Genomic DNA, 13216 nt, shown 5'->3' with positions numbered 1-13216 from the left:
TTATCAGGATCAAATTTTTTAACCTTTGTTACAAAGAATTTTTCAATAATACTTTTATACTTTTTTATCCCTTCTGGTCGCGGCTTTAAAGCCTGCCCGAAACGAAATTGTATATTATCAACTAGTCGCACACTCGCAGGAATAAAATTAGTTTTTGAAAGCTCTTTTACAAATCCAACACCATCGCTCCATTGCTTAAAAATAACAGAATTGTATTTTTGAGCATGGGGTATTTCATGCATTTTGAGAATGACTTTAGTAATTATACCAATGTTGCCTTCTGATCCAAACAAGACATTTTGAGGTTTAAAACCAATAGAACCTCGGGAAATTGGATTGATTTGTTTAATTACTCCTTTTGGAGAAACCAATGATATATTTTCAACTATATCTTCAATGTTTCCATAACGATTTTTTTTCATTCCGCTCGCATTAGTTGCTACCCAACCGCCAACAGTCGACAACTCTACGCTATCAGGCTCGTGACCGATGGTAAAGCCTTTCTCCTTGAGAACCTCTATCAACTCTCCTCNNCCTAGTTCTATAGGATAATTTTTTAGTTTAGAAAATAATAATTCACCTGATTTTGCGTCGAAGTTTATAAAAAGTTTATTATTTTCTAATGACTTTGTTTCTTTTTGAATTATCTCTGCGGCGCCGGCGCCTGGTGAAGTTTTATTAATAATGGAGCCTTGAGGTGGCTGCTTAGCTGACTTACTTGTGCTTCCAGTGCTCTCGGATTGTACTATTTCAGTTTTTGGTTGATTATAGTCCCTGTCATATGCATCGAATATTAAAATTAATATGAAAAGCAGACCACTATACAAAAATAGTCTATTCATTTGTCTCTCTTAGGTACAGGGTCATAGCCATGAGAACCTCTATCAACTCTCCTCCAGTAATCCCAGCCTGAACGCAAACCCTTCTGTCCTCGCTGTTAATCCATTCAATTTTTGACATCCTTCTCATATCAACAGAAACGACCATTCTATTTTCATTCTCAGGGATCGATAAGGCTCTTGTAACGTTAGTTCCTCCACCGTAGGGTATGAGGCAAATATTAAATTTTGATGATAGTTCAATCAATTCTCTTACTTCATCTTCATTTTCAGGATAAAAAACTAAATCTACGGTTCTTTCAATTGATTTATAAATTACCTTATAGATATCCTTGAATGTTTCTTGACCATGACTATGAATCAATCTTTCTAAATCATCAATAGTATATCTGTCTTCCTTAAAAGATTTTTTAACAGCATCATAAAATTCTGAATTGATTGCTGGAGGATTTACAGGTTTTTTGCTTACCGATGTGAGTTCATCATCCTTATTAAATTCAATACCAAGCACGCTTTCAATATAAGGGATAAAATCTGGCATACTAGTTCCACTGACTTCATATCTATTGCCAACAAAGGTAACGCTTTTTTCACCATCAAGCTCAAATCCAGAGTCTTTGTATCCCCAGCGATGTAATCTTTTTTGACTTTTTGATGCTAGAAATTTTTCAGATTTTATTTCTGATTCTTTCATCCTTAATCCTTTTTTCAAGATGACTGGTTATGATATTAGATAAAGAAAATTCATCTTTATTGTTAGAAATGTAATCACGTGGTTCAATAGGCTCAAGTATATTTATTGTAATTCTACATGGTCTCATAAAAATCTTACCTTTTGGCCAGGACTTTGATGAGCCGCTAATATATATCGGTACGATAGGCTTTTTAAGAGCTTGAGCGAAACGTGCGGCTCCTTTTCTAAAGGGTAGTATTGCATCAGAAGTACCTCGAGAGCCTTCAGGGAATATGACAATATTTCTTTGATCATGCTCCATAAATTTTTTACAAAGAACCACTGTATCCTCAAAACTAAGACTATTTTCTTCCTTTTCAGATTTGCGAGAGACAGGGATGAGATTCATTACAATATTGGTTAGTGTTTTTTTAACAAAACTATCAAACCAATAATCGATGGCAGCAAGCATTCCAAAATGATTAAAACTTTTTTTTATTGCAAAACTAATTAAAGCCACATCCATATGACTGTTATGATTGCTACAAAAAATTGCAGATGTGTTAGGTATATTTTTCCTTCCCTTAACTTTAACAGGTGTGTAAACAGTAAAAACAAAACTGCAGTAATAATAAAAAAGTTTTTTCCATATTCTAAAAAATAGGTTTTGTTTGCCAATCAGATAAGAATATTTTGGATTATCTAAGATAGACATGCAGAGATTTTATCTGCCATATTTCATATGAGCCCTAGTGAAGGTATGAGAGGCCAAAGCAGAAAAAAGAGATATTTCAAGTGCAAGAGCTGAGGCACAAATAATTTCTGCAAGCTTCTTTGCAGCATCATTTCCAACATCACAGCCAAGGAGTTTTAAATTTTGATGTTGGGGCGATAGTCTAGTTCCGCCGCCCACAGTGCCGACTGTTAAGCTTGGCAAAGTAAGTCGAAATTTGACTTCATTTTCCAGGGGCTCTATTTGATAATGTCCTATTGAATTTTCAGCTACACAAGCCGTATCCTGACCAGTTGCAAGATAGATGGCAGTAAGGGCATTAGAAACGTGCAAATGACATCCCTCGGTTCCAGCCAGCCTAGTAGTTGTTGGGCCAATTTCTTGATATTTTTTTAAATTTGAAATGTCAACATCGAGAATGCTTCGAATGACAGAGTTTGAAATTGTTGTTTCTGCTATTACACTGTGCCCTCTTCCCATGATCATGTTTCTAGCAGATGCTTTTTTGTCACTATTAAAACCAGATTCTAAAAAAAATTCTATACCGGTTTTGTCCTTAATGAAATCACAAGCAGTTTTAGCGGCTAAAGTAACCATATTTTGACCCGCAGCGTTGCCAGTATCTAATATAAAGTCTAAGATGACGTAGTTTTGAATAGGGTACCTATCCACTCTTAGTAGTTTTCCATAATTTGTAGTGGATTCTGCTATTTTTTTGATTTCACTAAAACTTTCATCCACCCATTTCATAAAATCCGCGGATTGTTTTAGATCATCAAAAATAAATACTGGAGCTCTGGACAATTCTTGTTTGATATGATTTACACTTATTCCATCGCATCTATGAGTTGCGATCATTCCACGGGACATAGAAAGGGCTAATGTACCTTCAAGAGTGCAGATGGGTACATAATATTCACCATTTGCATAACTACCATTGATCTTAAGTGGGCCAGCTACAGCCATTGGAATTTTCATAAAACCAATGTGGTTTTCAATGATACCTTTTAAATCTTCTGGTACTGTTGACAACCCTGAATCGTAATCAAAATCAATTTTTTCATTTAACCAGTCTAAGCGTTTATTAGTATCTTCACTTGTATAACCCTTAGGGATCATTTTTTTATTATTTTCTTTCATGATTTTCTTTGCGGAGAGAGAGGGATTTGAACCCCCGATATCTAAAAGATATACCGCATTTCGAGTGCGGCGCAATCAACCAGGCTCTGCCATCTCTCCAAAATAATATTTTTAAAACAGAAATTATTCTACATTAAAAAATTATTTTATAACATTTGGCAAACTCCTCTTATGTCATCAAGGTCTGACTTCATCTCATTTTTTTCAGCTCCATCAGGCATACAATTAACGAGTGCTTCGGCCTTTTCAATAACCTTTTCACAATCGGCTTTGGACATACTTGTTTCAAAAGCTGCATTTGCTGCATCTAATTCAGCCATAATTGTGGAACAATTAGCTGAGCTACTAGCATCATCCTTTTCATCTTCACAGGCGACGGTTAAAAACATAAAAACAGGTATTAATAATAGTTTTTTCATATAAAATTCCAATTTAATTAATTAATTATCTAATGGCGTTGAATTTGAAAAAAATCACGGATAATTGAAAGACATTCTTCTTCCATAATTCCACCTCGAACAGCAGTATTGTTTTTTAAATGCGAATCTCCACAAAGCTGATAAAGTGAACCACAACATCCCATTTCTTTATCATAGCAACCAAAAATAACCATTTTCAATCTAGAATTAATGATTGCACCAGCACACATCGCACAGGGTTCTTTTGTAACATAGAGCACACATTCGTTTAATCTCCAATCTTCAATGGTGTTAGCTGCAGCGGTTATAGCGATAATTTCAGCGTGTGCGGTGGGATCATTCAACATTTCACGTTGATTATACCCTCTTCCGATTACTTTATTATCAAGAACAACAATTGCTCCAACTGGTATTTCATTTGACTCGTAGGCTTTCTGAGCTTGCAATAGGGCAAGCCTCATCCATGAAGTATGTTGATTATTCACTATTATTTTTGAAGGACTTTTTGCAGACTATCAAGCTGTTGAGCTACCATCTGCCTACCTAATAGACTTTTATAGTCCGAAATGAGCTTTGTGGATGACCCTAGCGAATCTAAGATCACTTTTAAATGCACTTGAGTTGAATCAAATTCTGCTAAGGCATAATAAGAAGAGGCTAAAGTTATGCGCAGATCAAGATAATTTAACGTTGAATCATGGCTAAAAGCCCAAGAATGCCACCTAGAAGGGTTGAGACCTATTAAAGTGGAATCGATTAAAGCATTTCCAAACTTAACGGCTTCTTTGTTATTGCCTTTGGCATGGTATGCAAAGGTTAATCCTGCCAAGATTTCAAGCTGGACATCGGTAGAATTCCAAGGGTCCTTAGGCTGTAAAAGTCCCCGATGAAATGTTCTTATTGATCCAATATCATCTGTGTCAAGACTATCCATCTCTAAAAGTTTAGCGTATGACCACCCTAAGCCATTGTAACCGTCTTTCCATTTATCATCTGTTTGAATCGAGTTAAAAAACCATTCTTTACTCTTTAAATAATCTTTTAATTCATACATTTCCCAACCATAGGATGCTTTATGTTCAGCTGTGGCACTGAAATTTTTTCTGCAACCATTTACGAAAAGGGTGATGAGTAAAATAAAACATAAAAGTGTAGTTTTTTGTAAAGTCCTGTTCATCGCATTAACATTATCTTTTTTGTTTCTGAGCGACCAGTGTCCGTTAGAAGATTTACAAAATAAATGCCGGATGAAACAGGAACATCATTTTGATCTTTGCCATTCCATTTCACTCGATATCTGCCAATATTTTGCTGCTCGTTAATTAATGTTTTTATATTTCTGCCAAGAATATCATAAACAGTAATATTAACTCTTTGCGTGGGTCCATCAATAAAGCCTAGATCGTACTCAATCGTAGTTGTGGGGTTAAACGGATTGGGGTAGTTTTGATGTAATGAGGTTTGACCAGGCACAATCATTGTTTTGGGCCCCACTCTGAAGTAGCCCATTTTATCCGTATACGCCATTATTTGACCATTTTCATTATATGAAGCAAGTTCTATCCAACCAGATCCAATTGATCTTTGGTAAATAGCTAATTCATCTTCTTCAGTCAACAGAGAAACTTGAACCGATTTTTTAAATCGAGAAGACTCATTGCCTAGCAAATATGAAGCCTGATCGTTAAAATAGGGTTCAAATAAGGATGAATCTATTATCATTAATGTTTGATCGTAATCAACCGAACCATTTCTACCAAGAACTCCAAATCTTCCATCTGCGCTTGATCCAGACCAATTGCCGTATGTCTTTGCAAGAGTAAATGTAATGATTTTTGTTGGTAATGTTGTATCGCCGACAGTTCCTTTTGCATAAATATCAAACTCTCTTTGTAATACAGAGCCTCGGATATAATGATTTCCAACATAAGTATATGCGGCCGCTGTATCCAAACGTATAATTTCAGATTGAACTTTCAAACTGATGTCCGTTGTAGTAGCCAACGAGTCTACAAGAAAAATCTCATAGTAGTCGGTAAACGCATTGTTTTGGACAACGTACATGCGGATCTCGGGACGTGGTACACGCTGAATTTTAACAGAAAATGTATCGGTAGCTACACTTCCTGAATCATCAGCGGCCGTAATTTCAAATTGTATTTTATTGGATGATGTGTCACTTGGGTTCCATTGACCGGCCCTCAATACCCCTTCATCTCCAGGGACATTTGCAGGTTTATAGTCATACCACAAGGCTTGAGGTTTAAAAAAGACCGGTTCATTTCTTCCCCTTGAAATATAGAAAACTGTATCACCCCTAATGCTATCCTTAGGTGTTTTGATATCCACTTTACTTGCATAGGTTAACGGCAAAATAGAAACCGTAAGTAAGGTATCATCGGTATCAGTTAAGTAGTTAGCAAAGTCTAAAGACAAAGAATCGCTTTCAATAACTACCGTATCTCTTAGACCACTCCATACTGGTGGGTCATTTTTAGGATTAATAAAGAAAGGTATGGTGTCTTTACCGGTTAGTCCTCCAGGGTCGATAACGGTAAATTCAACTCTCATACTATCAATTGTATAATAATTTGTATCTAATGTGGTGGTATCTGTAGGCATTATCCATGCGTAAGTAGTATCCGTAAATACATCTCCTACTTTGCTAGTGGAATCAACTTTTACTGGATCTTTAAGATTTGTCACACCTGGAGGATAGACTAAAAAAGAATTATTTTTTTGCATAATAGTAGATTTTGGATATTCATCTACAAGATCTGTTAGAAATTTTTTCTTAAAACCACTACTCACAGGAGACAAAAAGCCTAGCTTTGCTGTAGGGTAACCTGGGTTATTTTGGGAGGATCCAATGATTTTAAATGTAAAGATTAAATCAGTAGTATCGTTGTCTTCGTCAAAGACATAACGCGTCAAAGGAATGCTATCGCTTCGAGCGCCTTCCTTATAACCCCATGAGCTGAATTTGGTGTAGGATGACAAGTCAATGATAGGATTGTCATTAACAGGCAGCACTTTGACATTTATATCAAAAGTATCGTCTTTTGTCCACGCGTCTGTTGCAACTACCCTAAAGAGATAGAGTGTATCTTTACCCGTCGAATCGAGTGGTGACGGAGTGAAGGTCAGTTCTCCACTAGTACTTATCTTAGCTTTAAATTTACTAGCCGCATCATCATTAAGATTTTGAATGACGGAGGAGTCCTTTTTAATTGTATCCACAGCCATTGTAATTAATTGATAAGTGAAGGAATCTCCTAACAAGGTTTTAGCATCGTCATCTTTTACTTCAACTAAACGCTTCCATTCTATATCCTCTTTTACAGTAGTGTCATTAATTGCGCTTATAACGGGCTCTACGTTTTGACGGAGCGTAATAGATGATCGAACAGTATCGGAGCGATTGCCCGCAGTATCAACAGCAACTACTGCGGTGTAATATTTTCTATCGTGACGAAGTGAATCAATTGATGTAACAAGAGTGTCTTGCGCGATCTTCTTAAAATTGCGCCATAAGGTCCAATCATTAACTCCTGGATCTTTTTTTGTGCTTTGATAAACAGAATACTGATAATAAGATAAGCCTGAGGGTCTTTCATTGACTAGAACGGAGTCTGGCCAATTTAACCAAGCAAATCTAAGAGTATCATTGGTCCAAGTAGTGTCGCGATTAATGGTTAAAAAGCTCTTTGTATTGCCTTGAGTAAAGAGAGTATCATTTATAAATGGTCTTTCACCAGGAGGAATAGTATCGAGTACAAAAACCGACTCGCTAGCCTCTCCACTAGTTGAATTACCAGCCTTATCAAATACAGTCGCTCTAAATCTTATCGTATCTCCTTGGAATAAGGTTCCATCTAATGAACTAAGTATGCTTTGCCTTGATCGAACGATAGGAACATTGTTTCCGCGCTGGACAATACTATCTTCTACGCTCCCAGCATTGTTTCTTACGATGCGCCAGGTGTTTTCACCTAATTTTGCACGGACATTTGATTCAATTCGGAGCTTTCCACCTCTAAGGAGAGTTGAATCACTTGCGTTTAAAGGAACAAGGAATTTTAAAGAATCTGTATAATCGTTAAACCATCCGGTTACGCTCGTATCGCCAAATGAGGTAATTAGACCAATCTTAGAAGAGTCAGGGGGAGTATTATCTAAGAATAACGTAAGTGTGTCTTGCGTTGCTGCTTGATCGAAATAATTACCAGCTTTATCGAACGCATTAGGGATGACCCGTACATTACCTGTTTTGTCATCAATTAAATTTAATTGATATGTCCATGAGGAATCAGTGCTACCTTGTGTCATTGCAGCATTTTCAATCGTAGGCGTCACATCTCCGGGCCAGTAAATATCTAGTTTGGGTGCAGTGACCGTATTCATATTATCGGTAAATTTAACGCTAATGTCCACCGTATTATCTCCAGACCATACTGGATTATCTCCATAAGTAATTGAAGCGGTATCTCTAACTTGGTCAATTTCAACAATTTGCAACACACCAGTAGTTGAATTACCAGCGGTATCAATTACTACAGGCCTGTAATATCGATCAATTCCATCGCTATCAAAAACATCAACACCGTTAACTTTTTTTAACACTTGATCATGGGGCAAATCCTCTGCAACAACTATTGTAGCAGGTACGGATCGCGTAGTATCATCAACCAATGTAAGAAATTTACCAACGCCTACATCATCAGGGTCATCAGTATATAATCTTATTTTGTGACCTGCTGGAACGTTTGTAACCACAAACGCTGGTCTTTTACTGTTAGTAATCCAATCAGTATCGGATTGTCCAAAATTAGTCTCAGGTGTAATCAAACTAAGAGAGGCTTCATCAGGTGCGATATTATCAAAAGTGTATTTATAGATCGCCCCAGATGATGATTCATTTCCTGCGCTGTCAATCGCAAATGCGGTGAAAGTGTACACGCCATTATCTGTTAGTTGCGTTGGAGCGGCGTTATTGGTTAACAAAGCAAATCTGTCATATCCCTCCAGACCAGGGTTAGCCATTATTTCGTTTGTTCTTTCTTCCCATGTTAAATATTGGGTACCGTTTGACGAAGAAGGTTTTCCAAGCCATGCTGCATTGTTAGCGGTACCAGCTTTTGTTACTTTAACAGTAATAGAATCAGAACTGCTTACCCCTTTAATTTGAAGAAATGGTGTGCTATCGTTACTCACATTATCTTCATCTGTACCTGTATCACTGTACCAAAGCCATAATTTTTCGGGTGCTGCTGGTCTCGTATTATCAATGGATATAGCTTTGATTGCATTACTTACGTTTCCAACCGCATCTGTAACAGTTACAAGTCCTCTGGTAACCTCTCCTGAGCCTGCTGTAACAGTAATTTTTGTATCACTATTTACGGTAAATGATCCTCCTAACCCTCCAGATCCAACCGCTGTAGCCAAATCTTTACCTCCAATCGTAACAGCTGAAGCATCTCCACCAAAGCTTTGAAAGCCCGAACCATTGATTACTGTACTCTCGCCATTTTTTATCCACCGATCTGTTATACTTGTAAGCTCAGGTGCTGTATTGTCGATTGTAAGAAACTGACCATTACTTGTACTCCAATTGCCCGCCGAATCTTTAACTGTAATATTTTTGTTTGTGACCTCACCTGCGCCAGCAGTTATGGTGAGTTGATTGGCGCTATTTACAGCCCATGTTAATCCAGCTGGTCTCGAACCATCAACATAAATTTCTTGAATTACTATCGTTTCATTAGAATTGTTGGTTGTGTTCTTAAAACCTGCTCCGCTAATAACGGAGGTTTGACCAGACTTTATTGCAGCTGTTCCTACACCGCTTATTGTTGGTAGAGTATTATCAATAGTTAAATAAACTAGGCTAGTGCTTGTGTTTCCTGCTGCATCTGTTACTGTTACTAAACCATCAGCAACCTCACCATTTCCAGCGGTAATCACTATTGAATTTGCCGTAACATCTTTGTAGGTCATTCCGGTAGGAACAGAACCTCCGACCTTAATATTTTGAATATCACCCCCTACCAAGAATCCAGTGCCCGATAATGTAGTTTCACCACTGGATTTTATAGATGAAACCGTTACACCGCGAAGCTCAGGTGCGGTATTATCGATTGTTAAAAGCTTGCCGGTTTCAGTGCTAGCATTTCCAGCACGGTCGGTAACAACAATGTTTCCCTCTGTTACCTCACCAGCACCTGCTGTAATAGTTATCTGAGTATTGCTATTAACAACCCATGTCATACCAGCTGGAGTTGAACCACCAACAGTGATATTCAAATCCGTTCCGTCGTTTACTCCATCAACTTGAGTAAAAAATCCACTTCCCGTTATAACAGAAGTGGCCCCATTTTTTATTGTTGCGGTAGCAACAGATGATACAGAAGGTTTGGTATTATCAACAGTAAGCTTTTTATTTGTTGTTGAAACATTTCCTGCGGGGTCAGTTACTACGATCGCTCCATCGTTTATGTCACCTGACCCTCCAGTGATAGTAATCTGAGTTCCTGAATCAACAGTATATGTAAATGTAGTAGCTCCTGCATTTTGACCGCCAATGGTGATAGTTGACTCTGCATCTCCGTTTTTGAATCCAGTCCCAGTTAAAACAGCCGTTGCGCCCTGCTTAACAACACCAACTGAAATATTGGTAGAGACCGCTTTAGTGTTATCAACAAATATTGTGTAATCGCTCACAGTGGTTTCATTGCCAGCAAAATCAAGAACTGTTATTCTGCCACTGGCGTCACCCCCTGAGCCATTCGCTAATGTTATTTGACCATCATTATTTACAGTAACACTTCCATAAGTACTAGCCCAGTCATCTGATTCAAGCTTAACGCTTCCATCTGAACTAGCAATGCCTGAATTAGTGAACCCGCTACCTAAAATGGTAATAGTTCCATCAGATTTAATGTGGACTAATTTATCATTATCAGTATCTGGACCAATGCTATTAACAACAGGAGCTGTATTATCAATTACAACAGGGCCTGCATTGGTATGTTCATTTCCTGCTCTATCTTTGATTTTGACTGCACCATTTACCTCACCCGCTCCAGCAGTAATAACCACCGCGTTTCCAGAAACAGTTGCCGTCATTCCAGTTGGCCAGGTATCGTTAATGAGAATGTTTGCATCAACTTCTGCGCTTGAGGTGCCAGATCCAGTGGTAAATTTATCGTTATCTCCATTAATTTGAACCGATGCACCAGATTTGATGATGTAAGGAGCACTTCCTTGAATACCTGTTATATTTGGTCTTGTTGGATCAATTGTTAAAAGCTTTCCTGAGTCAGTGCTTTCGTTTCCCGCCGCATCCAAAACAACTACATTCTGATTAGTAAATTCAGTAGCTGCACCTGTAATTGTTATTTGAGTATTAGAGTCTACTGTGTAAGCTGCATTTGTTCCATTTATTGATGTATTTCCTAGTTTAACGCCGCTTGCATCTCCATTAGTAGTAAATCCGCTTCCAGTAATTATGGATGTAGCACCATTTTTAATGTATTGTGTGCCTACAGATGAAACCGTAGGCTTAGTATTGTCAATTGTGAAATTGCCACCGGTTCCAACATTCTCTGCTTCGTCAGAAACGGTAACTTGAGCACCTGATACTTCGGTGTTGCCCAATGTGAGTGTGATTTTCGTATTAGTTATTGAATTGACTGTTATTCCAAGATCGGCAGTAGTTTGACCAGCAAATTTGACCACTGAGTCATCTGTGCCAGTTAAGACAAAATTATTTCCTCTAACTTCAATCTGATCACCGCTCTTACCTAAAGATTTAGCATTACCACCAGTATCCGTTATACCTGATATACTTGGGGCTGTATTATCAATGGCAATTTTAACATTTGTAGCAGTACTAGAGTTACCAGCCTCATCAGTAATTTTAATAACACTGTGGGCTACATCGCCAGTTGTTGCTGTTAAAGTAATTTGTGTATCTGAGTTTACACTAAATCCTCCAATACCGGTTGTTGCATTATTAACCTTCACTGAGGCAATAGGGCTAGCTGGAGAAGTTTGAAAACCACTACCAGTTATAATTGCTGTACTACCATTTTTAATTGAATTCTTATTAACCGAGCCAACGACAGGAGCTAAATTATCTACAGTTAATTGTGGGCCAGAAGTATTCTTATTTCCTGCTTTATCAGTTATAATTACCACATCTTTAAAATTACCTGCGCCAGTCGTAAATGTTAGAGTGTTATCATTAGCAACACCAACAATATTATAACTTTGTCCCCCAACTGTTACCTGAGCTGTAGCATTTGCAGGTGTTGCGAAGCCTGAACCTGTAACAGTTACAGTAACACCAGATTTTACATATGCATCATCGTATGAACTAACAACAGGCCTTACTCGATCAATATAAAAACAATGATTTCCACCATAACCACCAGTGACTTCCGCATTTACTTGGCCTTGACTCACATTGTCACCATTAAAACTTTGCACTTGAAAGAAAACTCTATTTCCATCAGCAACCGCGACATTGCTTGCAGCATTTACTGTTGCTTCATCGATGGTGAATGAAAAAGCAGTGCCCGGATTAGAGACAAAACCTGTCACATTGTTCCATGTCCCACCACCATCATTGTTTGCTTTAACTCTATAAGATCCACCAGATACGAACCCAGAAACCGTAAATGTCCAACCGTCTGCCTGGGAGGCTGTGATATTATAATATCCATTTGGAACCTGAGCAGTTGATGCTCCTCCAGCTCGAGCAGCTGTTTGAACAGTAGCTGACTGCGAAGAAAGAAAGCTAAATAAGCATACAGGTAAAATTATTAGCTTAAAATGTTTCAAATCTGAAACCATTCGATTTTATAAATTAAAACCTAATGCTAAAATACCATCCATCCACGAGACGGTGCCTAGGTCGTATTCATTGCTATCTTTTGCTCCGAATGATGTTGTTGAGCGAACACCAATGCGTAGATCAACAGCATTACCCAAAGTCATGCCATAACTATTTTCAGCAATGATACCCATACCGCTACCAACTAAACCTGCTCCAAGTTTTACCTGACCAGGTCCAGCGGGAAATGATAGTATTCCTGTAGCGTGAACACCCTTAAATTCTCCTCCTCTTGGAAGGTAATTTTTAAAATTAAAGGTGCCTACTTCAGCTCCCAGTCTAAATCTAATTCCTGCGATTTGAAGCAGAATAGGCATTTCAAATGAAAGTCGAACATCTACAGCCGAATTATATGTTTGCAACTGATGATTTACAAATCCAGGTGAAGATCCACTCAGGTTTAGGGTATATCCCAAACGAGACGCAGCCTCACCAACGTCCTCCTCCTCTTCCTCAAAGTCTTCAGAGAAATCATCAAAACCTTCATCGCCAAATTCATCATCACCAAATTCA

At 38.0% G+C, this 13216-nt stretch carries 9 protein-coding genes and 1 tRNA gene; all 10 read right to left on the bottom strand.

Annotation, left to right across the window (positions count from 1 at the left end):
• Nucleotides 1-842, bottom strand: an 842-nt coding sequence (locus tag B4237_RS14150; protein WP_286943637.1) for an FAD-binding protein, incomplete at its 3' end; no start/stop codon positions are given.
• Nucleotides 835-1533, bottom strand: coding sequence for an FAD-binding oxidoreductase (locus B4237_RS14145; protein WP_286943635.1), 699 nt, complete (start codon nt 1531-1533; stop codon nt 835-837). The genes B4237_RS14145 and B4237_RS14150, both read right to left, overlap by 8 nt.
• Entirely contained in the window at nt 1508-2227 is a 720-nt protein-coding gene (locus B4237_RS14140) for a lysophospholipid acyltransferase family protein (RefSeq protein ID WP_286943632.1), read from the bottom strand. The genes B4237_RS14145 and B4237_RS14140 overlap by 26 nt, the downstream gene beginning before the upstream one ends.
• A gap of 9 nt (nt 2228-2236) precedes the next feature.
• Nucleotides 2237-3385, bottom strand: a complete 1149-nt coding sequence (locus tag B4237_RS14135) for a hydroxymethylglutaryl-CoA reductase (RefSeq protein WP_286943631.1) — start codon at nt 3383-3385, stop codon at nt 2237-2239.
• Nucleotides 3386-3396: 11 nt separating this feature from the next.
• Nucleotides 3397-3484, bottom strand: a tRNA-Ser gene (locus B4237_RS14130).
• Nucleotides 3485-3531: 47 nt separating this feature from the next.
• Nucleotides 3532-3804 (bottom strand): hypothetical protein, encoded by a 273-nt coding sequence (locus B4237_RS14125; protein ID WP_286943629.1) that lies wholly within the window; start codon nt 3802-3804, stop codon nt 3532-3534.
• Between the two features lie 29 nt (nt 3805-3833).
• Nucleotides 3834-4289, bottom strand: coding sequence for a tRNA adenosine(34) deaminase TadA (gene tadA, locus B4237_RS14120; RefSeq protein WP_286943627.1), 456 nt, complete (start codon nt 4287-4289; stop codon nt 3834-3836).
• Nucleotides 4290-4291: 2 nt separating this feature from the next.
• Complete coding sequence (locus B4237_RS14115) at nt 4292-4981, bottom strand: hypothetical protein (RefSeq protein ID WP_286943625.1); 690 nt, start codon at nt 4979-4981, stop codon at nt 4292-4294.
• Complete coding sequence (locus tag B4237_RS14110) at nt 4978-12651, bottom strand: T9SS type A sorting domain-containing protein (RefSeq protein WP_286943623.1); 7674 nt, start codon at nt 12649-12651, stop codon at nt 4978-4980. The genes B4237_RS14115 and B4237_RS14110 overlap by 4 nt, the downstream gene beginning before the upstream one ends.
• 18 nt (nt 12652-12669) lie before the next feature.
• Nucleotides 12670-13216, bottom strand: a 547-nt coding sequence (locus B4237_RS14105) for a hypothetical protein (RefSeq protein WP_286943621.1), incomplete at its 5' end; no start/stop codon positions are given.

The sequence above is a fragment of the Acinetobacter sp. UBA6526 genome, from assembly GCF_002434875.1.
GTDB classification, from domain to species: domain Bacteria; phylum Pseudomonadota; class Gammaproteobacteria; order Pseudomonadales; family Moraxellaceae; genus Acinetobacter; species Acinetobacter venetianus.
Note: the sequence above shows the minus strand (reverse complement) of the source record. Positions and strands in the feature narration are given on the sequence as shown.